Here is a 26,224-nt window from a genome sequence, read left to right on the forward strand (position 1 = left end):
CCGGGCCGATGCGAGAATTGCCGCGTGACCGGCGACCACTACTTCACCGCTCAGCCCACCAGCGACGCCCCGGCGCGCGAGGTCGAGTTCTCCGTCGCCGACCGCGACTACCGGCTCACCTCGGCCGGCGGGGTCTTCTCCGCCAGCCGGCTCGACCCGGGCACCGCCGTGCTCCTGCGCAAGGCCGAGCTGCCCGCCGCCGACACCAGCGGCGACCTGCTCGACCTCGGCTGCGGATTCGGACCGATCAGCTGCGTGCTGGCCGACCTCGCGCCCACGAGCACCATCTGGGCCGTCGACGTCAACGCCCGGGCCCGCGAGCTGACCGCCGCCAACGCGGCCCGGATCGGTGCCGCCGACCGGGTCCGGGTCAGCGCACCGGACGACGTTCCGGACGACGTCCGCTTCGCCCAGCTCTGGTCGAACCCACCCATCCGGATCGGCAAAGACGGGCTGCACGACCTGCTGCTGCGCTGGCTGCCCCGACTCGCCCCGGACGGCGTCGGCTGGTTGGTCGTCGCCCGACACCTCGGCGGCGACTCGCTGCAACGCTGGCTCACCGAGCAGAGCTGGCAGGTCGAGCGGTACGCCAGCCAAAAGGGCTTCCGGGTGCTGCGCGTCACCCGGTAATTGGATATGCTCCCCGACCCTCACTGGGGCAGGATCCCGGCGTGGGATACGTGGACGTGGCAGCGGTCGGGCACATCCTGCCCGACGGTCGGGAACTCTTCGCCGACGTGTCGTTCCGGGTCGGTGAGGGCAGCAAGGTCGCCCTGGTCGGGCCGAACGGCGCGGGAAAGACGACGCTGCTGAGGATGGTCGCCGGCGACCTGCCGGTGCGCAGCGGCGTCGTCGCCCGGGCCGGCGGGCTGGGCGTGATGCGCCAGTTCATCGGCATGATCGGTGATGAGTCGACACTCGCCGACCTGGCGTTGTCGCTGGCCCCGCCGGCGCTGCGCGACGCCGGCCGCCGGCTCGGCGAGACCGAGGCGGCCATGCGGACGGCCGAGGCCCACGGCAAGTTCAGCAACGCCGCGGGCAAGGCCCAGCTGGCGTACGCCGATGCGCTCGGCGCCTGGGGCGAGGCCGGCGGGTACGACGTCGAGGTGCTCTTCGACACCGTCGCGACAATCGTGCTCGGCCAGCCCTGGGACGCCGTCCGGGACCGGCCGGTGCGCACCCTCTCCGGGGGGCAGCAGAAGCGCTTCGCCCTGGAGTTGCTGCTGCGCGGCCCGGACGAGGTGCTGCTGCTCGACGAACCGGACAACTTCCTCGACGTGCCCGGCAAACGATGGCTGGAGGCGCGACTGCGCGAGTCGACGAAGTCGGTGCTCTACGTCTCGCACGACCGTGAGCTGCTGGCTCAGAGCGCCGACCGGGTGGTTGCCGTCGAGGGTGGCAGCGCCTGGGTGCACCCGGGCGGCTTCGCCAGCTGGCACGAGGCTCGGGTGGCTCGCCACGCCCGCCTCGACGAGCTGCGTCGGCGCTGGGACGAGGAGCACCAGAAGCTGCGCGAGCTGATGCTGATGTACAAGCAGAAGGCCGCGTACAACGACGGATTGGCCTCGCGCTACCAGGCCGCGCAGACCCGGTTGCGCAAGTTCGAGGAGGCCGGGCCGCCGCCCGTACCGCCGAAGGACCAGGACATCCGGATGCGCCTCAGCGGCGGGCGGACCGGCAAGCGCGCGGTCGTCTGCGAGCAGCTGGAGCTCGACGGCCTGACCTTCCCCTTCGACCTGGAGATCTGGTACGGCGATCGGCTGGCGGTGCTCGGTGCCAACGGCACCGGCAAGTCGCACTTCCTGCGGCTGCTGGCCCGCGGCGGCACCGACCCGGACCCGGCGAACGGGCCGGTCGACGGGGCGGCGGCGCTCGCCCCGGTGGCGCACGACGGCACCGCACGCCTCGGCGCCCGGGTCCGCCCCGGGCACTTCTCCCAGACCCACGACCGGCCGGAGCTGATGTCCAAGACGCTCGTCGAGATCCTCTGGCGGGGTGACGAGCACCGCACCGGGATGGACCGGCACGCGGCGATGGGAGTGCTCAGTCGCTACGAGCTGGCCGCGCAGGGCGACCAACGCTTCGGCACGCTCTCCGGCGGACAGCAGGCCCGGTTCCTGGTGCTGCTGCTGGAGTTGTCCGGGGCGACCCTGCTGCTGCTCGACGAGCCCACCGACAACCTCGACCTGGCCAGCGCGGAAGCTCTCGAAGCGGGCCTGAACGCCTTCGCGGGGACGGTCATCGCGGTCACCCACGACCGTTGGTTCACCCGCTCCTTCGACAGGTTCGTGCTGTTCCGAGGCGACAGCGAGGTGGTGGAGACCCCGGAACCGGTCTGGGACGTCGGGTGATCCCCACCCACCTGCCCGACCGGCTGTGCGCAGTCGACGGAGTGGTCGCCGTGGCGCTCGGTGGCAGCCGGGCACGCGGCGAGCACCGCCCCGACTCCGACTGGGACCTGGGCCTGTACTACCAGGGTGAGCTGGTCACCGAAGTGGTCGGCTGAGCCGCCGCCGAGATGGCCCGCGGTCGGCGGGCATAGGGTGGATCTCGTGACTGAGATGACCTATCGCCGGCTGGGCGACTCCGGGCTCGTGGTGTCCGTGGTCGGCATCGGCTGCAACAACTTCGGCCGCAAGCTCGACCTCGACGGCACCCGGGCCGTGGTGGACGCCGCCCTGGACGCCGGGATCACCCTCTTCGACACCGCCGACATCTACGGTGAGCCGCAGGGCAGCTCCGAGGAGCTGCTCGGGCAGGCGCTCAAGGGACGCCGGGACGACGTGGTGGTGGCCACCAAGTTCGGCATGGACATGAACGGCCTCAACGGGCCGGACTACGGCGCGCGTGGCGCGCGGCGTTACATCGCCCGCGCGGTGGAGGCGTCGCTGCGCCGGCTCGGCACCGACCACATCGACCTGTACCAGATGCACGAGCCCGACCCGGGCACCCCGATCGACGAGACCCTCGCCGCCCTGGACGACCTGGTTCGGGACGGGAAGGTCCGCTACCTGGGCAACTCCAACTTCGCCGGCTGGCAGATCGCCGACGCGGACTGGGTCGCCTCGTCCAACGGTCGGTCCCGCTTCATCAGCGCGCAGAACCACTACAGCCTGGTGGAGCGCTCGGTGGAGGCCGAGGTGATCCCGGCGTGTGAGCGGTTCGGCCTCGGCATGCTGCCGTTCTTCCCGCTCGCCAACGGTCTGCTCACCGGCAAGTACAAGCGCGAGGGGCAGCCGCCGGCCGGCAGCCGGCTCTCCGGTGGTGGCCGGTACGCGGAGCGGCTCGCCGCGGCCGACTGGGACACCATCGAGGCGATCGAGGCGTACGCGGCCGAGCGGGGTCTGACGATGCTCCAGGTGGCGATCGGCGGGCTGGCCGCCCAGCCGGCGGTGACCTCGGTGATCGCCGGCGCCACCACGGCCGAGCAGGTGCGTGCCAACGCCGCCGCCGGCACCTGGGAGCCCAGCGACGACGACCTGGCGGCGCTGCGCGCCGTCCTCTGAGCGGGGCGAGGCGTGCGCTGGGCGTGCGCCAGGCATGATCCACTCGCGTTCCTTGAAGTCGGGGTGACCTGCGGTCCGGGAAGCCCCGACCTCAAGGATGCCGAGTCGATCACCAGCCGATCCGACGAGAGCGGGCCGGGCCGCTCGTCGCGGCCCGGCCCGTTCGTTGGATGCTGTTTGGTCAGTCGGTGCGGCGGCGGCCGAAGAGCATGGCCACGCCCATGGCGGCGGCGACGAGCACGAGACCGGCCGCCGCGAACGGCCACCAGTCCGCTCCGCCGCCGTCCGCCGGCTCGGTCACCGCGACCGGCTTGGGCGCCGGCGGTGACTGTGCCGCCTTCGCCTGCACCGTGGCGGTGGCCTTGCTCTTCAGCGGAGCCGGGGAGTTCACAGTCACCTTCCAGGTGCCGGTGGAGAGCACCGGGCCGCTGCTGTAGAAACCGTTCCCCTCGGGCTGCGGTTCCAACTGCACCGGCCCGACCCGCTGCCCGTCCGGGCCGGTGGCGGTGAGGACCAGCCGCACCACCTGCTCCAGCCGGCGACCATCGGCGTAGCTGGCCTGGATGGTGACGCCCTGAGCCCCGTCGCCAGCCACCGTGAGTTTGAGCTTGTCGGCCTGGGCGGCCTGAGCTGCTTGGGCCGCCGCCGGGGCGGCGGCGAACAGGGTCAGGGCCAGTCCGACGAACACGGCGGCCAACACCGTGCGGATACGCGTCACGGACATCTCCTCACTACCGATGAGGGAGGCCCCTCCCCGACGCCGCAGCGCCGGGGAGGGGCCTCGTCGGATCAGAGCTGGCGACCGGGTGCCAGCCGGGTGGCATCGCCACCGAGCCGCCCGGTGCCCTTGACCGAGTCACCGTCGTTCGCCTTGACCCCGGCCTTGCTGGCCGCGCCGCCGAGCCGAACGATCATGGCGTCGGCGTCCCGGATCAGGACGTCGCGGACCTCCGCCTCAGACACCAACGTGGCGTCGGAGGCGAGCGTCCGGAACGCGGTCAGCTGCCGGACCGCCGCCTTGTCGTCGCCGGCCGCCTCGGACGCGCGAACAGCGTCGAGCTTGTTCGACAGCTGCTTGTGCGCCTTGGTCGAGAGCCGCCCCGTCGCCTTGAACCGGTCCAGCAGACTCTGCATGTCCCGGAACGAGGTGGTGACGAAGAACCGGACCGTCGAGGTGGTCTTGTTGCCCGCCTTGTCGGTCGCGGTAACGGTCAGCTCGTGCAGGCCGAGCGACAGGTCGTACATGGCCTGCAGAGTGCCGCTGGCGTACGCCTGGCCGTCGAGCTGACCGACCACGCTGGCGATGCCCGAGGACGGGTCGACGGCCTGCCAGGCCACCCGGACGTCCTGGCTGTCGCCGTAGAGCTGGCCGTCGGCGAGACCGGACACCAGCAGCGTCGGCTTGCTGCCGTCGATGCGCAGCACCGCCGACTTCAGCGTCTCGACGTTGCCCGCCTTGTCCGTCGAGCGGAACAGCAGCTCGTGCTGCCCGTCACCGGTCACCTCGACCGGCGCCGAGTACGGCGTCCACGCGCCACCGTCCAGCGACCACTCCACCGTCTTGACGCCGGAACCGGCGTCGGTCGCGGCCAGCACGACCGGGATGGTCCCGTTGTGCCAGCCGGCGTCGTTCGCCGGAGCGAACGTCGCCGAGGTCACCGGCGCGGTGGCGTCGATCTTGACCGAGACGGTCTTCGTCGCCTCCACGTTGCCGGCCTTGTCCGTCGAGCGGAACCGAAGCTCGTGCTCGCCGTCCCCGCTGACCGCCACCGGAGCGGTGTAGGCCGTCCAGGTGGTGGCCCCGTCCAGCTGGTACTCCGTACCGGCGAGCCCGCTACCGCCGGCCTCGTCGGCCCCGGTGAGCGTGATCGTCACCGGCCCGGTGTGCCACCCGTCGGTCGGGGTGCCGGAAACCGCCGAGGTGGTGACCGGCGCGGTCTCGTCGGCCACCTTCGTGCTGAGCCGGAAGTAGTCGAACGAGGCGGTCTTCGACGCCGTCTGGTTGGCGCCGAGGGTGAACAGCCCCACCTTCGGGGTGGCCCCGACCGCGCTGTTGGTAAGCGTCGGCAACGCGGTCCAGGTCGTCCCGTCGGCCGAGTACGACGCGGTGAACGTGTCGCCCGTGCGGGCCAGCCGCAGGTGCCACACCGCCGAGGTCAGGTTGCCCGCCTCGGGCTGCGGGTTCTGGACCACCCCGGCGATCTCGCTGCGGAACTCGATCCGCCGCGTCACCGCCTGGCCGGCCTGGTTGTCCGCGATGAAGTCGAGCTTCAGGTAGTTGTCGTCGTCGGCCTGCACGAGCAGACCGGCCTGCTGGTACTGCTCGTTCAGCAGACTGCCGTCGACAGTCGTCTCCAGGGTCCAGTCGCCCGAGGGCGCGGTCTGGAGGATGAAGTTCTTCGGCCCGGTGTTGTCGGTGCCGTAGATGTCACCGTTGGGCACGTCGATCCGCAGTGCGCCATCGGTGACCCGGTAACCGCTCGGGTCCTCCCGCGTGACGGCGTCCCACCGGCACTTGTCAAGCGTGCTGCCGGTGAACTCGTCCGACGGGTCGACCGGTCCGGCCGGGGCGTCCGGCGTGACCTGGAACGAGTCGAACGCGGCGTCGACAACCGGCGCCTCGGTGCCTCCGTTGAGCGCGAAGACCCCGATCCGCGGGTTGGTGATGCCGGCGAGCGCGGCCGAACGGCCGACCGGGGTGAAGGTCTGCCCGTCGCCCGAGGCGGACGCGGTCAGGTTCGTCCCGTCGCTGGTGATCCGCAGGTACACGGTGTCACCCGCCGGTGCGGCGGTGGCGTCGGCAGCCTCGTTGCGAGGCGTGGCCGCCGTCTCCCGGATGAACTCCACCCGCCGGCTGCCGTTGTACAGCAGGTCCAGCTTGGCGTAGTTGTCGTCGTCGCCGTACACCAGAACGCCGGCCTGCTGGTAGTTGGCCGTCACCGGGAGGGTGACCTTTGTGGTCATCTCCCACGCCCCGGTCGGGGCCGCCTGGAGCACCAGGTTGGTGGCGTCGTTGCGTGCGCCGTAGAGGTCACCCACGCCGGTGGGCAGCCGCAACGCGCCGCCACTGAGCGAGTAGAGCTGGTTCTCCCGGATCACGCTGGTCCAGCGGTCCTTGTCGAGGGCGTTGCCGTTGAAGTCGTCCGAACGCGCCCCGAAGCAGGACGTGTCCGGCGCGTCGACCCGCACCGGCACTGTGGCGTACGACTTGGCGCCCTTGCTGTCGGTCACCGTGAGGGTGGCCGTGAAGGTGCCCGGGTTGGTGTAGGTGTGGCTGGCGTCCAGGGTGGTCGCCGAGCCTCCGTCACCGAAGTCCCAGGCGTACGTCAGCGGGGTGTCGCCCTCGGCGTCGGTGGCCGTGCCGTCGAAGGCGACGGTGACCGGTGCGGTGCCGGTGGCCGGGGTGGCCGTGGCACTGACTGCCGGCGGCCCGTTCTCGGTGACACCGCGGCCGACGAAGTCCATCCAGTTGACGTTGAACAGCGAACCCGTTCCGCCGTTCGGATCGCGCGCCACGAAGTACAGCGAGCCGCTCGCGGCACCGGTGACCGGTGCGCTCACGTCCGTGTACGTCTGCCACGCGCCGGTCGACGGTACGACGGCCGTGGCGACCACAGGTCCGTCAACCGCACCGGCGTGGACCTCGATCCGACCGCCAGCGGCGGCGGAGGCGGCCCGGAACCGGATCTCGGTGATGTTGGTCAGGTTCGCCGGGGCGACCGACCACCAGTCACCGTCCTCGATGAACGCGATGCTCTGGCCGCCACCTGCGGTGTCGGCGCCGGCCTCCCGCTGCACGCCGGCGTCTCCGCCGCCGGTGCTCACCGGGGCACGCCCGGTGGCGGTGAAGTACTCGGCCTGCTTCTGCTTCGGCTGAAGGACCTCGATCTGCCGGCCGGTCAGGGCGCCGGCACCGCCGGCACCGCCCTTGTCGGTGTAGGTGGCCTCGAAGACCGCGAAGACGTTCGCCTCGGCGCCGTGCCCGGAGGCGAGCGACGTCTGGACGGTGCCGGTGCAACCGGTGTGCTGCTCCAGCGGGTGGGCGTGTTCGTCGTGACCGAGCAGCACCTGCAGCCCCACCCGGTCGCAGTCGATCTCCCCGTCCTCGGGGTCGGTCACCTTGATGGTGTACCGGACCTGGTCGCCCCAGTTGAAGAACCCGCCGTCCGGCGGGAACTCGATGGTGACCGTCGGGGCGGTGTTGCCCACGGTGACCGGCACGTTGGCCACCGCCGTACGACCCTTGGGGTTGGTGACGGTGAGCTGGGCGGTGAAGTTGCCCGCCGTCGCGTACGTGTGGGTCGGGTTGGCCTCGGTGGAGGTCTGCCCGTCGCCGAAGGTCCAGGCGTAGGTGAGCGTGCCACCGTCCGGGTCCCGGGAGCCGGCGCTGGAGAAGGTGACAGTCAACGGCGCCGGACCCGAGGTCGGGTTGGCGGACGCCGCCGCGATCGGCGCGCGGTCACCGGCGGTGTAGTCGATCCGGTAGACACCGGAGTTGTCGTTGTTGCCGCCGAAGCCGCTGCCCCACTCGATCAGGTACAGCGCGCCGTCCGGGCCGAACTCGAAGTCCATCGGCCGGATCATGCTCATGCCGGTGAGCAGCTGGTTGATGTCCACCAACGACTTGCCGTCGGCGGTCACCTGCATGGTGTACATCTTGTTCTGGTTCCACTCGCCGAGCAGAGCCTTGCCGTCGTAGTACGCCGGCCACTTGCGGTTGGAGTTGAGGTCGGCGTCGTACCGGTAGACCGGGCCGCCCATCGGGGCACCGCCGCCACCGATCTCCGGGTAACGCGCGTCACCGGCGTACCCGTAGTCGACTGTCGCCGGGACCACCGGCGGGAGGTTGGTCAGGCCGGTGTTGTTGGGCGAGTTGTTCACCGGCGCCGCGCAGTCGAACTTCGCGCCGCTCGGGCCGGACGGGAACGTGTAGTCGTTGTAAGCCTCGTTCGTGCCCGTGCAGTACGGCCAGCCGTAGTTGCCCGGCGTGACGACGTTCCACTCGACCAGGCCGCGGGGGCCCCGGTTCGGGTTGTCCGTGTTGGCGTCCGGCCCGTAGTCGCCGACGTACAGCGTGTTGGTCTTCGGGTCGGTGCCGATCCGGAACGGGTTACGGAAGCCCATCGCGTAGATCTCGGGACGGGTCTTCTCGGTGCCCGGAGCAAAGAGGTTGCCCGACGGAACGGTGTACGTCCCGTCGTCCTCCGGGTGGATCCGGATCACCTTGCCGCGCAGGTCGTTCGTGTTCGCGGAGGTGCGCTGCGAGTCGTAGTCCTGGCGGCCCGCCCGCTCGTCCAGCGGCGAGTACGAGTTCGACTCGAACGGGTTGGTGTTGTCACCGGTGGCCAGGTAGAGATTGCCGTCGCCGTCGAAGGTCATGCTGCCGCCGGCGTGGCAGCAGGTGTTGCGTTGGGTGTCGACCCGCAGCACCTGCTTCTCGCTGGCGAGGTTGATGGTGTCGCCGGTGACCGTGAAACGGGACAGCAGGTTGCGGGTGACCCCGTCGTTCGGGGCGTAGTACAGGTACACCCAGTTGTTTGTGGCGAAGTCCGGGTCGAGCCGGATGCCGATGAGGCCGTCCTCGTTACCGGTGAAGACGTCCAGGTCGACGGCGGTGACGGTGTTGCCGGTGTCCGGCTTCACGATCTGCACGCGACCGTCGCGCTCGATGTAGAACACCCGCCCGTCGGGGGCGATGTCCAACTCCATCGGGTTGCTGGTGTTGCTGTCCAGCGTGACCTTCTCGAAGTTCGAGGTCTTCGAGGCGCCGCAGTCGGCGTTCTCGACACCTGCCGCGGTGCGGATGCCGCCGAGCAGGTGGGAGAGGAACTCGGGCTCGGCGTACGACTCCCGGGTGTGCCCCAGGCCCGTGTACCAGGATCGGCCACCGTCGTAGTCCTGACACCAGGAGACCGGGTGGTCCGCACCCATCGCGCCGGCGCCGGGGGTGTAGCTCTTCTCGTCCAGGCTGGCCAGCACGTGGACGTCCGGCCGGGGGTTGGTCTGGTAGTTGTACCACTCGTCGAACCGGGACCAGCGGTCCGGCAAACCGGCGGTGGACGGGTGGGCGTGGTCCTCCACCTTGACCGTGGCCTGCTGGTTCTGCGGGTGGTTGGCGAAGTACGCGCCGACCAGGTCGCCGTACCAGGCCCAGCTGTACTCGGTGTCCGACGCGGCGTGGATGCCGACGTAACCGCCGCCGGCCTTCACGTAGCGCTCGAACGCCGCCTGCTGGTCGGCGTTGAGCACGTCACCGGTGGTGGAGAGCCAGATCACCGCCTTGTACTTCGCCAGGTTGGCGTCGTTGAATGCGGCGCCGTCCTCGGAGTTGTCCACGGTGAATCCGTTGGCCACGCCGAGCTGCTGGATGGCGGCGATGCCGGTGGGGATGGAGTCGTGCCGGAAGCCGGCGGTCTTGGAGAAGACGAGGACGGAGAAGGGATCGGCTGCGGCCTTTGGCGCCTTCGGCGCCACCTGGCTGACCGGGGCTGCGGCTTTCGCATCCCGTGGGGGGACCTGGGCGGCCGCCTGGGCAGGCGCGCCGAACAGGGTGGTCGAGGCCATGGCCAGGGAGATCAGGGTTGCGGTGATGGGTAAACGGGCACGACGAGAACGGGACACGCCGCCTCCTGTGTCGTAGTGACAGAGATCGCGGGAGTCGGCTCGCCGAAGGCCGTCCCTGATGGAGCCGGTGGTCACACCCTGCCAAGGTGCCTCCACCGACATTTTGTCGAATCGCTGAACAAATTAATTCGGCTGGCTCGATGTCGGGCAAGATGCGGACGGGTAACGGTTCTGCAACGGGGGGCGACATTCCGAACAGGACCGCATGAAGTGCCCCATTGGATCTCGGTCGTTTTGGCGTGGCCCGGTCGCCGGCCGCCGCCGACCCCCGCGCCTTGGCAGGCCGGCGGATCTGTCGTACGGTGACACGCAAGTAACCCACGGGAGCCCGGTGTACCGGGCTGAGAGGGGGGCTGACAGCCCCCGACCGTCGAACCTGATCCGGGTAATGCCGGCGCAGGGAGGAGCGTTGCCGTGCCGTCCCTGGGGCGATTGCATCTCATCACCGACACCCGACCCGGTCGCGACCCACTCGCCGTGGTTCGCGCCGCCCTCACCGTGGCCCACGCCGAGCTGGTGGTGCAGGTCCGGGTCGAGGACTCCGCCACCGACCGCGAGGCGTACGAACTGACCCGGCGGGTGCTGGCGCTCTGCGTGTCGTACGGGGCGACCTGCCTGGTCAACGACCGGTTGCACGTGGCGTTGGCGGTGGGCGCCGCCGGTGGGCACGTCGGCGCAGACGACCTGCCGGTCGCCGCCGCCCGCCGGGTGCTCGGCCCCACCGGCGTGCTGGGCGCCACCGCCCGCGCCCCGGGTACCGCGAGCGAGGCCGTCACGGCGGGAGCCAGCTACCTCGGCGTCGGGCCGTGCCACACCACAAGCACCAAGACCGGCCTGCCGGATCCCATCGGGCCCGCCGGGGTACGCGCCGTCGTCGACGCCGTCGACGTCCCGGTCATCGCGATCGGCGGAGTGACCGCCGCCCGGGTGCCGGCGCTGCGGGCCGCCGGGGCGTACGGGGTGGCGGTGGTCGGCGCCGTCTCCGCCGCCGCCGACCCGGCACGGGCCACCGCCGAGCTGATCGAGGCCCTGACGTGCTGACCGGCCGGTCCCCGTCACCGCCGTCGAGCGACCGGGTCCGGCCGGACGTGGCAGTGGTGGGGGCGGGGCCGATCGGGCTGGCGATCGCGTGGCGTTGCGCCGCGCGAGGGCTCCGGGTGGTGGTGCACGATCCGGTACCCGGCTCGGGGGCGTCGGCGGTGGCCGCCGGCATGCTCTCCCCGGTCGCCGAGGCGTACTTCGGTGAACGGGAGCTGACCGGGTTGCTGCTGGCGTCCGCCGCCCGCTGGCCGACGTTCGCCGCCGAGCTGACCGAGACCACCGGAGTCGAGATCGGCTACCGGACCGAGGGCACCCTGATGGTCGGGCTCACCGGCGACGACCTGGCCGAGGCGCGTCGCCTGTGGGCGTACCAGCAGGGGTTGGGTTTGCCGGTGACGCCGCTGCGCCCCAGCGAGCTGCGCGACCGCGAACCGGCGCTGGCCCCACGGGTGCGTGGCGGCGCCCTCGCGCCCACCGACCACCAGGTCGACCCCCGGCTGCTGGTGCCGGCGCTGCGCGCGGCCGCGCAGCGAGCCGGCGCGGTGCTCGTGCCACAGCCGGTCCGAAACCTGTCCGATGTGGACGCCAAGGTCACCGTGGTCGCCGCCGGCTGCGGGGCTGCCGCGCTCACCGGCCTGCCGGTGCGGCCGGTGAAGGGCCAGATCCTCCGACTCCGCGCGCCCGACGGCGTCGCGCCGGGCTTCCGGCACGTGATCCGGGGGTACGCCGACGGCGAGCACGTCTACCTGGTGCCCCGCACCGACGGTGAGGTCGTGCTCGGCGCGACCGTCGAGGAGCGCTCCGACACCACTGTCACCGCCGGCGCGGTCCAGCGACTGCTGCGCGCCGGGGTCGACCTGCTACCCGAACTGGCCGAGTACGACCTGGTCGAGGCGATCGCCGGGCTGCGCCCGGGCACCCCGGACAACGCGCCGATCCTCGGGCCGCTGCCCGACCGACCGGACGTCCTGGCCGCCACCGGGCACCACCGGCACGGCATCGTGCTCACCCCGATCACCGCCGACCTGATCGCCGACCTGGTGCTCGGCGGCGTACCCGATCCGCTGCTCACGCCCTTCCGGGCCGACCGCTTCGGCGGCCCCGCGTCGGGCGGACCTGAACCGACGATGGAGGGGGACCTGTGGAGTTGACGGTGAACGGGTCCGGGCGCAGCGTCGCCGCTGGCGCGTCCGTGGCGGACCTGGTCCGCGACATCGTGCCGCACCCACGTGGGGTGGCGGTCGCGGTCAACGGTGAGGTGGTGCCCCGGACCGGCTGGCCGGCCCGCGTGCTGCGCGACGGCGACCGGGTCGAGGTGCTCACCGCGGCCCAGGGCGGGTGAGCGGCGTGTCGTTCGAGCTGGGTGGGGAGACCTTCACCTCACGGCTGATCCTCGGCACCGGCGGCGCCGCGAACCTGCACGTGTTGGAGCAGGCGATCCGGGCGTCCGGCACCGAGATGGTCACCCTGGCGCTGCGCCGGGTGGGCACGGCCCCGGGCTCAGCCGGCGGGCTGCTGGAGCTGCTGGACCGGTGCGGCGTACGCCTGCTGCCGAACACCGCCGGCTGCCACACCGCGACCGAGGCGGTGAAGGTGGCCCGGCTGGCCCGGGACGCGTTCGACACCGCCTGGGTCAAGCTGGAGGTGATCGGTGACGAGCGGACCCTCCTGCCCGACGGGGTGGAGCTGCTCCGCGCCGCCGAGGAGTTGGTCGCCGACGGCTTCACCGTGCTGCCGTACACCAGCGACGACCCGGTGCTCGCCCGCCGCCTCGCCGACGTTGGCTGCGCCGCGGTGATGCCGGCCGGCTCCCCGATCGGCTCGGGGCTCGGTATCGGCAACCCGCACCACATTCGACTCATCCGGCAGGTTGTGCACGTGCCGGTGATCCTCGACGCCGGCATCGGCACCGCGTCCGACGCGGCGCTGGCCATGGAGTTGGGCTGTGACGGGGTGCTGCTGGCGAGCGCGGTCACCCGGGCCGCCGATCCGGTGGCGATGGCCACCGCGATGCGGTACGCGGTCGAGGCCGGACGCCTGGCCGCCAGTGCCGGCCGGATCGCCCGCCGCTTCCACGCCCTAGCCTCCACCCCCGACGAGGGAAGACCCGACCTGTGACCGGCTTGGTGCCGCCCACAGATCTTGGAAGCAAGCTGCCCCTGGAGGGGCCCATTCCTTCCAAGATCCCGTCGGGGGTCGTCGTCCTGACCGATCGGCTGGCCGCTTCCCGCGGGCTCGATCAGGTCGTCGCGGGGGCTGTGGCCGGGGGAGCGCGCTGGGTGGTGCTGCGGGAGAAGGACCTGCCCCGCGCCGAACGCAACGCCCTCGCCGCCGACCTGCGCGCGATCCTCGCCGACGTCGGCGGAACCCTCGTCGTGGCCGGCCCCGACCCGCTCGGCGGCGACGCCGTGCACCTGCCCGCCGCCGGCCCGTACCCGCCACCAACCCACCCGCTCGTCGGCCGCTCCTGCCACGACGAAGCCGAGCTGAACCGGCTGACCACCGAGCACTACGCCACCATCTCCCCAATCTGGCCCACCAAGACCAAACCGGGCTACGGCCCACCCCTGGGACCAGACGGCCTACGCAAGTTGGTCAACGCCAGCCCCGTACCCCTGCTGGCTCTGGGCGGAGTGGAAACCCCGGACCAGGTAACCGCCTGCGTCCAAGCAGGAGCCACCGGAGTGGCAGTGCTCGGCGCGCTCATGCGAGCAGAAGACCCCGCCGAAACAGCCGCCACCCTGACCAGCGCTTTTCAAGAGGCGGTCACCCCTGTGCTGGCCCAAACCCGGCGCGAGGTCACCAAGGTCTCCAGGTCAGGGCTGCGGCCGACCGTGCCCACGCAGGGATCAAGCCTGACCGCCCGGAGTGGGCACGGTCGGCCGCAGCCCCCAACCGCAACCACAGGCGAGGGAAGATGACCCCGAGCACCATCCTCACCATCGCCGGCTCGGACTCCGGCGGCGGCGCAGGCATCCAGGCCGACCTCAAGGTCTTCGCGGCGCTGGGCACGTACGGCACCAGTGTCCTCACGGCTGTCACCGCGCAGAACACCCGGGGTGTCGACGCGGTGCTGCCGTTGCCCCCGCGCACGGTCGTCGAGCAGCTGGACAGCGTCCTCACCGATTTCGCAGTCCGCGCGGCGAAGACGGGGATGCTCGGCACCCCGGCGATCGCGGACGTGGTGGCCGAGGCGGCCCAGGACGGCCGGCTGCCTCAGCTCGTCGTCGACCCGGTGCTGGTCGCCACGAGCGGTCACCGGCTCGGCGTGGTGGGCGCGGTGGAGCGGCTGCTGCCGTACGCCAGGGTGGCGACCCCGAACTGCGCGGAGGCCGCGGCGATCACCGGACGCCCGGTGGACGACGTGGCCGCGATGGTCGTGGCCGCCGAGGCCCTGGTTGCCGGCGGCCCGGAGTACGTGGTGGTCACCGGCGGGGACCTCGACGGGGGCGAGGCGGTCGACGTGCTGCACGGCGGCGGCGTCACCACCCTGTTGCGCGCACCCCGGGTGACCACCCGGCACACCCACGGCACCGGGTGTTCGTTCTCGGCGGCGATCGCGGTGCGGCTCGGCCTGGGCGACCCGGTGCCGACCGCCGTGGGTGCCGCCAAGGAGTACGTGCTCCGTGCGCTGACCGGCGCGCGGGGCTGGGAGCTGGGCGCGGGACGCGGGCCGTTGAACCACTTCGGCTGGTCCGCTTGATCACCAGGGAGGCTGTCATGCACGCACGAGGCAAGGTGTACGTCGAGGGTTCGCGGCCGGATGTCCGGGTGCCGTTCGCGGAGGTGGGGCTGACCGGAGACCTGCCGCCGGTGCGGCTCTACGACACGTCCGGCCCGGGTTCGGACCCGGAGGTGGGACTGCCCGCGTTGCGCGGGCCGTGGATCGCCGAGCGGGGTGACGTGGCGCCGGTGCGGGGCGCGGGCACACCGCTCGTCGGGGTGGACGGTCGCCGGCCCACCCAGCTCGCGTACGCGCGGGCCGGTGTGGTGACCCCGGAGATGGAGTTCGTGGCGATCCGGGAGAACGTCGACCCGGAACTCGTGCGGGCCGAGATCGCCGCCGGTCGGGCGGTGCTCCCGCTCAACGTCAACCACCCGGAGTGCGAGCCGGCGATCATCGGTAAGGCGTTCCTGGTCAAGGTGAACGCCAACATCGGCACCTCGGCGGTCAGCTCGTCGGTCGCCGAGGAGGTGGAGAAGCTGACCTGGGCCACCCGCTGGGGCGCGGACACCGTGATGGACCTGTCCACGGGCAAGCGGATCCACGAGACGCGTGAGGCGATCGTGCGGAACTCGCCGGTGCCGATCGGGACGGTGCCGATCTACCAGGCGCTGGAGAAGGTCGGCGGCGACCCGGTGAAGTTGAGCTGGGAGGTGTTCCGGGAAACCGTGATCGAGCAGGCCGAGCAGGGCGTGGACTACATGACGGTGCACGCCGGCGTGCTCCTGCCGTACGTGCCACTGGCCGTGGACCGGGTGACCGGGATCGTGTCCCGAGGCGGTTCGATCATGGCGGCGTGGTGCCTGGCGCACCACGAGGAGAACTTCCTCTACACCAACTTCGAGGAGCTGTGCGCTCTGCTCGCGAAGTACGACGTGACGTTCTCCCTCGGCGACGGGCTGCGCCCCGGCTCGATCGCCGACGCCAACGACGAGGCGCAGTTCGCCGAGCTGCGCACCCTCGGCGAGCTGACGAAGATCGCCTGGGCGTACGACGTCCAGGTGATGATCGAGGGCCCCGGCCACGTACCGATGCACAAGATCAAGGAGAACGTGGACCTTCAGCAGGAGTGGTGCCACGAAGCACCCTTCTACACGCTCGGTCCGCTGACCACCGACATCGCGCCCGCGTACGACCACATCACCTCGGCGATCGGCGCCGCGATGATCGGCATGTTCGGCACGGCGATGCTCTGCTACGTCACCCCCAAGGAACACCTCGGCCTGCCGGACCGCGACGACGTGAAGGCGGGCGTGATCGCGTACAAGATCGCGGCACACGCGGCCGACCTGGCCAAGGGGCACCCAGGCGCGCAGGCCTGGGACGACGCCCTGTCGAAGGCGCGGTTCGAGTTCCGCTGGGAGGACCAGTTCAACCTCTCACTGGACCCGGAGACGGCGCGCTCGTACCACGACGCGACCCTGCCCGCCGAGCCGGCGAAGACCGCGCACTTCTGCTCGATGTGCGGCCCGAAGTTCTGCTCCATGAAGATCACCCAAGAGCTCAAGGAGTACGCGGCCCGCGGCATGAAGGACAAGTCCGAGGAGTTCGTCTCCGGCGGCGGCCGGGTCTACCTACCGCTCGCCTGACCCACTTGGGCCCATCCCCGGAGCGTCGCGGGTGATCGACTCGGGTTCATGGATGTCGGGGTGTCCGGGTCGCTGGGATAGCCCGGTTTCCGTGAACCCGAGTCGATCAGGCGGTGACCGGCCGGTGTGTTTGCGCGGCGCGGTGGAGCCAGTCGTGGTTGGTCAGTCGCGGTGGTGTCGACCGGTGGAGCGCAACGACCGGCGGCCGTTCTCCTGCTCGGGCTCATTGTCCGACACCGGCTTGCTCAGACCGGCCACCCAGTCGACGAATTCCTCGTCCTGAGTCGCGAGCGGTTCCGCCGCCTCGGACGTATTCGGGCTCTCCTCGTCGGCGCGGGACCGGTTGCGGCGGAACAGCCCGCCGAGCCGCCCTCGCCGTGAGGGCTGCTCTGCCACCTCCGGGGGCGTCGGCACCGCCGACGTGGCGTCGGTAGTTGCCACATCGCCGGTGCCCGTGCCGGCGGCACCGTCGGTGGTGGGGCCGCTGGTGGTGGCGCTGCTCATGGTGGTGCCGGCGGCAGCGACGCTGTTGGTGCCGGCGCTGTTGGTGGCGGCGCTGTTGGTGGCGGCGCTGTTGGTGGTGGCGCTGTTGGTAGTTGCGCCGCTGGTGGTGGCGTCTGTGGTGGTTGCACCGGAGGGCGCGCCCACCGTGCCCGGGAACTGCGTTGGACCCGGGTGTTCGGCGGGCGCTGTCGTCGCGCTGGACTCGGTCGGCGCTGTCCGTGCCGTCGCGCTGTCCTGTGATCCCGCCGACCTGCCGCGCCGAGAGGTGTCGAATGCGTTCCAGGTGCCGGCCCGGCTCAGGTCCGGCAAGGGTGCGCGATGCCGGGGCCTGGGCGTCGGCCCGGTCGGTTCGCCGGGCACGCTCGACCCCTCCGATGCCGTTGCACCCGGCTCGGATGCCTGCGGTGGCACCGTCCAGGTCGAGGTGACCGGCCAGCCCGACGGGGCGGGCGTCCAGCGGTCCGCGTCCGGGTCACTGGCGGCGGTGGCCCCGAACAACCCGGCGGTGGGAACGTCCTCGGCGGCGGGCCGTGCGCCGTCGGTGCCACGAGCCCCGGTGACTGCAGAATCGCTGGTCGGGGAGGTCGCGTCGGCCGGTGCTGCTTCGCTGCCCGGGTCGGCCTTCAGGACGCGCGGGGAGGCAGTGGCTTCCGCACCGGCGTGGCCGGTGGCAGTGGCTTCCGCACCGGCGTGGCCGGTGGCAGTGGCGGGTACGGCCGGTGCTTGCGTCGTGCTGGTCGCGGTGGTCGGTGCGTGTGTCGCCCCGGTCGCGGTGGTCGGTGTCTGTGTGGCGTCGGTTGCCGTGGTCGGGGACTCCGGGTTGGCCGGCGTCTGCCTCGTGCCGGCTCTGGCGCTCGCCGAGGTGGCCGGTGCTCGCTTCGAGTCGGTGACGGGGGTGGCCGGTGCAGGCTTCGCGCCGGTAGCGGTGGTGTGGGCGGCTGCTGCCGTGCCGGGAACAGCAGCCGAGGCGACCTCGGAGGTCAAGCTCGACCGGTCACCCAGGCTCCCCTGGCTGGCCACCGGAGTGTCGGTGGCCGCGTCGGAGCCGGTGCTCTCGGCGGACCTGCCCGGCCGGGTGCCCGTCGCGGCGAGGCCGGTGGTCGCCTCGCGGGTGACCGTCGCCCCCGGGGCGGTCTCGTTGGTGGTCGTCCCGTTTGTGGTTGCCGAGTCGACAGGGGACCTGTCGACAGCCGTGTCGGAAGCGGTGGCGTCCGGGTTGGCTTTCGACTTGCGGGTCCGACGCGGCTTGATCGTCAGTGGCGCCTCGGGCGTGCCGTGGTCGGCCGTTCCCGCGTTGGTCGCCCCAGTGCCCGTGCCCGACCCCGTGTCCGCGCTGGTCGTGCCCGACCCCGTGCCCGTGCTGGCCGTGCCCGACCCCGTGTCCGCGCTGGTCGTGCCCGCGCTGGTCGTGCCGGTGCCCGTCATCGCCGCGCCTGACGGAGCCGTGCCCGTGGCGGCGGTGGGGGGAATGGAAGCGCCCGTGCCAGTCGGGGAGGTGCCGGTCGCCGTCGGGCCACTGCCGGTGCTCACGGCCGCGCTGGTTCGGGCCGTGCTGCCGGTGGTGGGGAGGGGCGCGGCAGTGCCGGGTGTGCGGGCGCTTGGCGCGTCCGGGTTGGCCGTGCCGGTGCCGGGTGCACCCATGCTGGTCGGGAGGGCGGCGGACCTGCGGGTGGTGCGTCCGCTACCGGTCGGCCTGCCGCTCGTGCCCGTTGCCGCGCTGCCGGCCGGCTCGTCGTCCGCTCGGCCACCCGTCGGGGTCGCGGCGTCGGTGCGTCCGGCCGTGGTGCTGGTCGGGGTGGCGTCGGCGACGTGGCTGACGTCGGTGCTGGCCGAGGGCTCGGTCGTCGGCTCGGTCGTGGCCGGGACATCGTCCCGGCGCGCCGGGGGAGTCTGCCCGCTGGCGGTGAACTCGCCGGTCGGTGCGGTCAGCCAGTCTGCGGCCGGAGTCGGGGCGGCCAGAGACGAAGGGGCAGCAGGAGACGAAGGAGCGGCGGCAGCGGAAGGAGCAGCCGGCGACGGGGGAGTGGCGGGACTCGGCCCGTGCTGGCCACTCGCGGTGGCCGCCGGCCAGTCCCAGTGGGCCGGGACGGTGCGTACGCCATTGGGGTCGCCCGCCGCCCACGGACCCGCAACGACGCCGCCGGGCTGCGCGGTGGCCAGCTCGGCGTTTGTCGTCTCCGTGTCGGGGCGTTCGGTGGTGTCCCGGTCGGTCGCGGCGCTGGGCAGCGCCGGGCCGGTGGGCAGCGGGCGCAGGATGGCGGTGGGCTCGATGGCCTGCGGTTCGGTGGTACGCGTGTTCGCAGGCCAGCGCAGCAGCGCGGCGGCGGCCGCGCCGAGTGCCCCGGCGAGGATCGCGATCAACGAGCCGTAGTAGGGGCTGGCCTGGTAGCGGTCCACCGCGTCGCCCGGGCCGGCGGTCAGGTAGGCGAACGCCACGAGCACCGGACCGGCCACGCCGGTGGCCCCGCTGACAAGTGGAACCTGGCCCCGCCAGCGAGCCAGCCCGGCGGTCGCCGCGCCGGCCAGCAGCGCCACGGTGGGCAGCAGGAGAAGCGCCAGCCGCTGTGCGGCGTCGTCGTCGAGCCAGCTCGGTTCCAGTACGCCGAGTCGGACGGTGGGCAGTGGGCCGGCGGTGCCGAGCGACGGTAGGACGGAGATCAGCGCCAGCAGCCAGACCGTGCCGGCCACGGCGGCCATGTTCCAGCCCAGCTCGGGCCGGAACAGGACGGCGATCGCCCCGCCCGCCCCGATCACCGCGCCGACCACGGCGCAGATGCCCACCGCCCAGACCGGGTCGACGGAGATCAACTCCGCGGCGCGGGCGGGCTGCATGCAGAGCGGGGCGATGACTGTGGCGCCGAGCGCTGCCGCGCCAGCGACCGCCAGTTGCCGGCCGGTGCTGGCCGTCGGGGCGTCGCGGCGAGCGAGGCGTCCGGTCACGACGGCGCCGGCGACGGCGGCGTTCGCGGCGAACCAGCCCACCCAGACGAGCTGGGCCGGCCACTGGTTGACTGTCGTACCGGTGAATGCGCCGGTCAGGCGAACAACGCCGAAACCGTACGCGACGCCGAGCTGGCCGGCTCCGGCCAGCACGCTCACCCCGAGCGCCGTGAGCAGCAGTCTGCCCCAGGTCCGAAAGGCCATGTCCGGCACGTTACGCACCTGGTACACCCGATCGCCACCGGCGCGCCGCGCGGCACGCCGGTGGCCATCGGCGGGTCTACTTGAGTTCGACCAGCCGGGCCAGGTAAGTCGTATCCCCGACATTGGTCAGCATGTGCACCGCGCCCGGGTCCCGGTAGACCACTCCGCCGGTGGGCTCGTCGGCGTCGATCCGGGTCCCGTCGACCGTCTGTACGACGTTCTTGGCGCCCTCGATCGCCACCACCAGATAGGGGTGGTCGTGCCGGTGCAGCGGCTGCCGCTCGCCCGGTTCGAGCCGGATGTGCCAGACCCGGACCCGGTCGTTCTCGTACACGATCTCCTGACCCACCGGGCCGAGTTCGGTTCCGTCGATCACGTCGGTCATCGTGCTCCGTCCAGTTGGGGCAGCACCTCGGCGGCGATCAGCTCAAGGTGGTCGAGATCATCGAAGTCGATCAGGCGTAGGTGGACCCGCGTGGTGCCGATCGCGGCGAACTCACCGATCCGCTGCGCGAGCTGCGCTGGGGAGCCGACCACCGGGTCCTCCGGTGGCAACGCGCTCTTCTCGTGCAGGGGCGCGGCCCGACGTTGGGCCTCCGCGTCGGTCCGGCCGATGGCGACGACGATCCCGGCGGAGAGCACCAGCGGGGCGCGCCCGGACTCGGTCCGTCCGGTGCGTTCACACGCCTCGCGCACCCGGTCGTACGCCGCGGCGGTGGCGGCCACGGACTTGAACGGCATGTTGAACTCGTCGGCGTACCGGGCGGCCAGTTCGGGTGTGCGCTTGGGGCCGCGCCCGCCCACGATGATCGGCGGCCCGGGCACCTGCACCGGCTTGGGCAGGGCGGGAGCGTCCACCAGCCGGTAGTGGTCGCCGGTGAAGCTGTAGGTCTGGCCGGGCGGGGTCGCCCACAAGCCGGTGAGCACCTCAAGCTGCTCGGCCAGCCGGTCGAAGCGCTCGCCGACGGCCGGGAACGGGATGCCGTACGAGGTGTGCTCGCGCTCGTACCAGCCGGCGCCGATGCCCAGGTCGACCCGGCCACCGCTCATCTGGTCGACCTGCGCGACCATCACCGCGAGGGGACCGGGCAGGCGGAACGTGGCCGACGTCACCAGGGTGCCGAGCCGGATCCGCTCGGTTTCCCGGGCCAGGGCGGCGAGGGTCAGCCAGGCGTCCGTCGGGCCGGGCAGGCCCGGGTCGGCGCCCATCGACTGGTAGTGGTCGGCGCGGAGGAAGCCCTCGTAGCCGCATGCCTCGACCAGCCGGGCGAACCGGAGCTGGGTGTCGTAGCTGGCGCCACGGTTCGGCTCGGTGAAGACCGACACCCGCATGATCAGTGTCCTTCCGCGCCGGAGGTGGCCGGCTGCTCGCGTTCCATCAGTAGTTCGTGCAGGTCGGCGCTGACCTGGGCCACGTCGGCCAGGTGGGCGTTGCGGCCGAGGGTGCGGGGCCGGGGGATGGTCACGTCGACGACCTTGCGGATCCGGCCGGGGCGGGGGCTCAGCACGACCACCCGGTCGGCGAGCAGCACCGCCTCGTCGATCGAGTGGGTGACGAAGACGATTGTCGGCTTGTTCTCCATGTGGACCCGCTGGAGTTCGCCGGAGAGTTCCTCGCGGGTGAGCGCGTCCAGCGCGGAGAACGGCTCGTCCATCAGCATCACCCGGGGTTCGCCGATCAACGACCGGCACAGTGACACCCGCTGCTGCATGCCGCCGGAGAGTTCGTGCGGCAGCCGCTTCTCGAAGCCGGCCAACCCGGCCACGTCGAGCAGTTGTCGGGCCCGCTCCCGGTGCTTGGCGCGACCCCAGCCGAAGATCTCCACCGGCAGCAGGACGTTGTCCAGCACGGTGCGCCAGGGCAGCAGCGCCGGCTTCTGGAACAGCATGGCGATGTCCTGGCGGGGGCGGGTGATCGGCGTGCCGGCGACGGTGATCTCGCCGGCGGTCAGCGGGAGCAGCCCGGCGATCAACCGCAGCAGAGTGGACTTGCCGCAGCCGGAGCGGCCGAGCACGGCCACGAACTCGCCCTCGGCGACGTCGAGGTCGATGCCGCGCAGCGCCTCCACCCGGCCGGATCGGCCCTCGAAGGTGCGGGACACCCCGGACAGTCGGATCATCTCCGGCGTACCTCCGCTGAGTCGACGGTCAGGAATCCGGGAAAGGCTAACCGGCCTGTCGAGGTATGGCACCGGCTGGGGTCACCGTCAGGTTGTTTCCGTTCCGCAACCCGATACGCCTGGCGTCGCAACTGTGGGTTTCTCGTACGCTGTGCCCGCGAAGAGTCCCCCCACGACGGCGGCGCCCGGCTTCGACCCCTCCCGCCGGCCCGTCACGACAACCCCCTCCGGTGGCCTGCCGGCCCCGGTCGGAAAGGACATGGTGCACTGATGAGAAGGCTGACCCGTACGGTCGCTACGGCCGCGCTGGCCACCGCCCTCGCCCTTGTCTCCGCCTGCAGCAGCGGGTCGGATTCGGCCGACGACGCCAAGGGCGGCGACAGCAAGAAGCTGGACCAGGTGACCTACCTCACCTCGTTCGGCAACTTCGGCCGCGACTCCTACGCCTGGGTGGCGAAGGACAAGGGCTTCTTCAAGGAAGCCGGCTTCGACGTCGAGATCAAGCCCGGCCAGGGCACCGGCGGCGTGATCCAGACCGTCGTCGGTGGCCAGGCCGACTTCGGCCCGATCGACCTCACCGGCGGTCTGCTCCAGGTCGGCAACGGCCAGGCCAAGGACTTCACGGTGGTCGCCGCGATCCAGCAGCGCACCATGGCGGGCATCGCCACCGTCGAGGGCAAGAGCATCGCCTCCCCGAAGGACCTGGAGGGCAAGAAGCTCGCCGACACCCCCGGCTCGGTGGTCCGCAACCTCTTCCCGACGTACGCCCGGCTCGCCGGGGTGGACGCGAGCAAGGTGACCTGGGTCAACGGTGAGGCGCAGAACCTGATCGGCATGCTGGGTTCCGGGGCGGTGGACGGCATCGGTCAGTTCGTCGTCGGTCAGCCGACCATCGAGGCGGTGGCCAGGAAGAAGGCCGTCATGCTGCCGTACAGCAACGTGATGCAGGACCTCTACGGCAACGTGCTGATCACCTCCTCCAAGATCGCCAAGGAGAAGCCCGAGATGGTGAAGCGGTTCACCGCGGCGCTGCTCAAGGGCCTGGAGTACAGCCTGGCCAACTCCAAGGAGGCCGGCGAGATCCTGAAGAAGAACGTCGACACCGCCAACCCGGTCGCCGCCGCCGCCGAGCTGGAGCTGATGGCCGCGTACGTCCGTTCCGGCAACACCGGCACCGCGATCGGCACCCTGGACAGCGGTCGGGTCGCCAAGAGCATCGCCATCCTGCAGGGCGCCGGTGCGCTGAAGCAGAACATCACCCCCGAGCAGATCATCGACTTCAGCCTCGCGCCGAAGGCCTGATCGTCCGGTCGTCATCAGGGGGTACGTCCCGCCGACCCCGGTGGGGCGTACCCCCGTCGCCCGTCGGCCCCCGGCGGGCCGTGGGATTTCGAGGAGGACAGAGATGACCGACGTCCGGTCAGCGGACCCGGCGGTGGTGGAACCCCCGCCCCCGAGTGCTGGCCCCGAGGCGGGGCGTACGGGTCGAGGTGCCGGTCTGCGGGCCGGGGCCGAGGCGGTGCTGCCCGCGGTCGGCATCCTGGTCGCGCTGGCGGCGTGGTGGCTGATCGCCCGACTGGAACTGGTCCACCCGGTCGCCCTGCCGCCGCCCGGCGACGTGCTCAGCGCGTTCGTCGAGAAGCCGGCCCAGCTGCTGGGGCACACCTGGGACACCACGCTGGAGATCCTGACCGGCTTCGCCCTCTCGGTGGCCGCCGGTGTGCTGATCGGGCTCTCCCTGGCCAGCTCCCGCACGGTGGAGCGGATGTTCACGCCGCTGCTGGTCGCGGTGAACGCAGTGCCGAAGATCACGTTGGGCCCGCTGTTGGTGGTGGCGCTCGGCTGGGGCCAGCAGCCGATCCTGACCATGGTGTTCCTGCTCTGCTTCTTCCCGATCGTGCTCTCCACCGCGACCGGGCTGACCACCACTCCGGCCGACCTGGCCGAACTTGTGCGTTCCTGGAACGCCTCCCGCTGGCAGGCGTTCCGCAAGGTGCGCTTCCCGGCCGCGCTGCCGCAGATCTTCGTCGGGCTCAAGGTGGCCATGCCCTTGGCCGCGATCGGTGCGGTGATCGGTGAGTTCCAGGCCGGTGAGAGTGGTCTCGGCTACGTCATCACGCAGTACGCCGGCATCGGTGACGCCGCCACCGCCTGGGCGGCGATCATGCTGGTGGCGCTGGTGAGCATCCTGCTCTACTCGGCGCTCCTGCTGATCGAGCGGATCGCCCTGCCCTGGGTGCGAGAGACCACAAGCAGCCGCTGACCCACCAGAAGAGCAACCCCAAGAAACGCGAAGGGCCGGCCCCCCACTGGGAGGCCGGCCCGTCTTGTCGACGCTGCTGGCGCAAAGGGTGTGGCCGACGCGTTACCCCGCCAACCGCCAGCGACCGTTGCGGGCGACAAGCGTGGTGAGCGCCTGCGGCATTAGGCCGCTGTGGTTGTCCGGCGTCATGCGGATCGGGCCGGACAGGCCGTCCATCTGGGACGTCTCCAGCACGTCCCGGATGCCGTTGCGGTCCACCTTCCCGACCTCACCACCGGCGCGCAGTTCGGCGTCGGCGATCAGCTGGATGGCGTCCGCGGCGAACGACGAGGACCCGCTGTAGCCGCCGAAGCGGGCCGTGTAGTCCTGGAACCACTGCCGCCGGGCCGCCTTGGCCGGCGTGGTCGCGATCACATCGTCGATCACCATCGTCTGCGTGAAGATCAGTGTGGCCTTCTCGGTGGCCTTGGCCGCCGCACCGAGGAAGAGGTCCCCGGCCGCGGCCGCGTCGAAGTAGACCGACCCACGGAAGGTGGTCTGCTGGGCGCTGGTGGCGGCCAGTGTCGCCTGCTCCGGCGGGGTCCAGAAGACCATCGCGTCGGGCTTGCCCGACGCGAGCTGCTGGATCTGCTGGCTGACGTCGGTGTCGGTGGTCTTGACCCGCTGCTGTCGAAGCGAGATGTTGGCCTTCTCCAGCTCGCTCTTGAGCGCGGTCGCACCCTCCTGGCCGTAGTCGTCGTCGCTGACCAGCATCCCCACCTTGCGGATGTTGTTGCGGCGCAGTTCGGTGGTCAGTGCGGCGGCGCTGTCCGGGGCGTTGGGGCCCAGTTTGAACACGTAGCGCCGTTCGGCGACCGGCGCGGCGATCGCGCCGGAAGCGGCTAGCGCAATGGTGGGAATCCGCTTCTCGTTGATGGTCCCGACCGCTCCCACCGCGCATTCGTTGCAGCCGCCCATGATGATGGCGCTGACCCGCGAATCGCTGCTGAAGTCGACGATGTTACGAAGTGACTCGGCGGAGTCGGAACGGTTGTCCTTGACCTTCAGCTCGATCTTCCGGCCGTTCAGTGCTCCGGAGGAGTTCAACTGCTCCTTCTTGAGTTCCAGGGCCCTCTGGTATGCCCGACCCACCGGTGCGGCGGCACCGGAGAGTTCGAGATCGGCGGCGATCACGATCGGACTCGTGTCCTGCTCCGCCTCGCCAAACTGGCAGCCGGTGAGCGTGGTGGCCACTACGGCCGATGCGAGCGCCGCGATGGTCGCGGAGCGGATGGGGCTCAACTCAGTCCTCCAGGTGCGGGCGCGGGCGCTGCCCGGTCACCGCCGCTAATCCGTCCTCAGTGGAGGACGGGATCTCCTCTGCCGTACGGTGTGCGCGAAGCCTGCAAAACCTTGCCAATGGCCGGCGCTGTGGTCAAGCGCGGACCCCGGCAGCATTCTCGGGACGGCCATCCCACATGCTGGGGTAACGCAATGTTTGCAAAAGCTCACTTTGCATACACGCGTGACCACTCTGGAGTTACATGCCCTGTTCAGGGGCTTGCGGAAATGAAGGTATCAGTTGCCCGGATCACGGGATGCGCTCCGTCCGACCGTTTCCTACCTCACTGCGGCTTCCCAAACAGGATCATCTCTGATGAAATCGCGGCCGTGCCGCGCGTGGTCCCCTCCGCTTACGGCATGGCTCGGCGGCTCAGGCGGGGAAGAAA

The 26,224-nt window shown here is 71.4% G+C and carries 20 protein-coding genes and 1 riboswitch; of the genes, 13 read left to right on the forward strand and 7 right to left on the reverse strand.

Features of this window, described 5'->3' with window-relative positions; all coding sequences use genetic code 11:
* Positions 1–24: 24 nt before the first annotated feature.
* The 4 genes from ACLQ3B_RS16765 to ACLQ3B_RS16780 are packed head-to-tail and all read left to right on the forward strand — an operon-like array spanning position 25 to position 3,506.
* Positions 25–630 (forward strand): class I SAM-dependent methyltransferase, encoded by a 606-nt coding sequence (locus ACLQ3B_RS16765; protein WP_425781625.1) that lies wholly within the window; start codon positions 25–27, stop codon positions 628–630.
* Between the two features lie 41 nt (positions 631–671).
* Positions 672–2,351: an ABC-F family ATP-binding cassette domain-containing protein gene (locus ACLQ3B_RS16770; RefSeq protein WP_425781627.1), complete on the forward strand. Its 1,680-nt coding sequence runs from the start codon at positions 672–674 to the stop codon at positions 2,349–2,351.
* Entirely contained in the window at positions 2,348–2,506 is a 159-nt protein-coding gene (locus ACLQ3B_RS16775; RefSeq protein ID WP_425781628.1) for a nucleotidyltransferase domain-containing protein, read from the forward strand. The genes ACLQ3B_RS16770 and ACLQ3B_RS16775 overlap by 4 nt, the downstream gene beginning before the upstream one ends.
* 37 nt (positions 2,507–2,543) lie before the next feature.
* On the forward strand, positions 2,544–3,506 hold the full coding sequence (locus ACLQ3B_RS16780; protein WP_425781630.1) for an aldo/keto reductase: 963 nt from the start codon (positions 2,544–2,546) through the stop codon (positions 3,504–3,506).
* Positions 3,507–3,687: 181 nt separating this feature from the next.
* Here the strand turns inward: ACLQ3B_RS16780 and ACLQ3B_RS16785 are convergent, their stop codons facing one another.
* Positions 3,688–4,224: a hypothetical protein gene (locus tag ACLQ3B_RS16785; protein ID WP_425781632.1), complete on the reverse strand. Its 537-nt coding sequence runs from the start codon at positions 4,222–4,224 to the stop codon at positions 3,688–3,690.
* 71 nt (positions 4,225–4,295) lie between these two features.
* Positions 4,296–10,070 (reverse strand): ThuA domain-containing protein, encoded by a 5,775-nt coding sequence (locus tag ACLQ3B_RS16790; RefSeq protein WP_425781634.1) that lies wholly within the window; start codon positions 10,068–10,070, stop codon positions 4,296–4,298.
* Between the two features lie 370 nt (positions 10,071–10,440).
* A riboswitch (TPP riboswitch) is annotated at positions 10,441–10,550 on the forward strand.
* Between ACLQ3B_RS16790 and thiE the strand changes: the two genes are divergently transcribed.
* The 7 genes from thiE (at position 10,545) to thiC (ending at position 16,484) form a co-directional block, all read left to right on the forward strand.
* Positions 10,545–11,171 (forward strand): thiamine phosphate synthase, encoded by a 627-nt coding sequence (gene thiE, locus ACLQ3B_RS16795; protein ID WP_425781635.1) that lies wholly within the window; start codon positions 10,545–10,547, stop codon positions 11,169–11,171. Its footprint overlaps the riboswitch before it by 6 nt.
* Entirely contained in the window at positions 11,168–12,322 is a 1,155-nt protein-coding gene (thiO, locus tag ACLQ3B_RS16800; protein WP_425781712.1) for a glycine oxidase ThiO, read from the forward strand. Before thiE ends, thiO begins: the two co-directional genes overlap by 4 nt.
* On the forward strand, positions 12,313–12,513 hold the full coding sequence (thiS, locus tag ACLQ3B_RS16805) for a sulfur carrier protein ThiS (RefSeq protein WP_425781636.1): 201 nt from the start codon (positions 12,313–12,315) through the stop codon (positions 12,511–12,513). Before thiO ends, thiS begins: the two co-directional genes overlap by 10 nt.
* A complete protein-coding gene (locus ACLQ3B_RS16810; protein ID WP_425781637.1) occupies positions 12,510–13,289 on the forward strand; it encodes a thiazole synthase in 780 nt (259 codons plus the stop codon). The genes thiS and ACLQ3B_RS16810 overlap by 4 nt, the downstream gene beginning before the upstream one ends.
* A 65-nt stretch (positions 13,290–13,354) precedes the next feature.
* Positions 13,355–14,092, forward strand: coding sequence for a thiamine phosphate synthase (locus tag ACLQ3B_RS16815; RefSeq protein ID WP_425781713.1), 738 nt, complete (start codon positions 13,355–13,357; stop codon positions 14,090–14,092).
* Entirely contained in the window at positions 14,089–14,874 is a 786-nt protein-coding gene (gene thiD / locus ACLQ3B_RS16820; protein ID WP_425781638.1) for a bifunctional hydroxymethylpyrimidine kinase/phosphomethylpyrimidine kinase, read from the forward strand. Before ACLQ3B_RS16815 ends, thiD begins: the two co-directional genes overlap by 4 nt.
* Before the next feature lie 17 nt (positions 14,875–14,891).
* Entirely contained in the window at positions 14,892–16,484 is a 1,593-nt protein-coding gene (gene thiC, locus ACLQ3B_RS16825; RefSeq protein ID WP_425781639.1) for a phosphomethylpyrimidine synthase ThiC, read from the forward strand.
* Between the two features lie 162 nt (positions 16,485–16,646).
* On the opposite strand, the gene ACLQ3B_RS16830 is transcribed toward thiC, so the two are convergent.
* The 4 genes from ACLQ3B_RS16830 to ACLQ3B_RS16845 all read right to left on the reverse strand — a co-directional run bounded on the left by ACLQ3B_RS16830 (position 16,647) and on the right by ACLQ3B_RS16845 (position 22,252).
* A complete protein-coding gene (locus ACLQ3B_RS16830) occupies positions 16,647–20,132 on the reverse strand; it encodes a hypothetical protein (protein ID WP_425781641.1) in 3,486 nt (1,161 codons plus the stop codon).
* A gap of 76 nt (positions 20,133–20,208) precedes the next feature.
* Complete coding sequence (locus ACLQ3B_RS16835; RefSeq protein ID WP_030329959.1) at positions 20,209–20,517, reverse strand: cupin; 309 nt, start codon at positions 20,515–20,517, stop codon at positions 20,209–20,211.
* Positions 20,514–21,464, reverse strand: a complete 951-nt coding sequence (locus ACLQ3B_RS16840) for an LLM class F420-dependent oxidoreductase (protein WP_425781643.1) — start codon at positions 21,462–21,464, stop codon at positions 20,514–20,516. Before ACLQ3B_RS16840 ends, ACLQ3B_RS16835 begins: the two co-directional genes overlap by 4 nt.
* A gap of 2 nt (positions 21,465–21,466) precedes the next feature.
* Positions 21,467–22,252, reverse strand: coding sequence for an ABC transporter ATP-binding protein (locus tag ACLQ3B_RS16845; protein ID WP_425781644.1), 786 nt, complete (start codon positions 22,250–22,252; stop codon positions 21,467–21,469).
* Positions 22,253–22,522: 270 nt separating this feature from the next.
* On the opposite strand from ACLQ3B_RS16845, the gene ACLQ3B_RS16850 reads away from it, so the two are divergent.
* Positions 22,523–23,554, forward strand: a complete 1,032-nt coding sequence (locus ACLQ3B_RS16850; protein ID WP_425781645.1) for an ABC transporter substrate-binding protein — start codon at positions 22,523–22,525, stop codon at positions 23,552–23,554.
* Positions 23,555–23,657: 103 nt separating this feature from the next.
* Positions 23,658–24,515 carry an ABC transporter permease gene (locus ACLQ3B_RS16855; RefSeq protein WP_425781647.1) on the forward strand — a complete coding sequence of 286 codons (858 nt, stop codon included), beginning with the start codon at positions 23,658–23,660 and terminating at the stop codon, positions 24,513–24,515.
* A 102-nt stretch (positions 24,516–24,617) separates the two neighbouring features.
* Here the strand turns inward: ACLQ3B_RS16855 and ACLQ3B_RS16860 are convergent, their stop codons facing one another.
* Entirely contained in the window at positions 24,618–25,796 is a 1,179-nt protein-coding gene (locus tag ACLQ3B_RS16860) for an ABC transporter substrate-binding protein (RefSeq protein ID WP_425781648.1), read from the reverse strand.
* Positions 25,797–26,224: the final 428 nt, after the last annotated feature.

This window comes from Micromonospora sp. DT53 (assembly GCF_049841535.1).
Taxonomy (GTDB): Bacteria; Actinomycetota; Actinomycetes; order Mycobacteriales; family Micromonosporaceae; genus Micromonospora.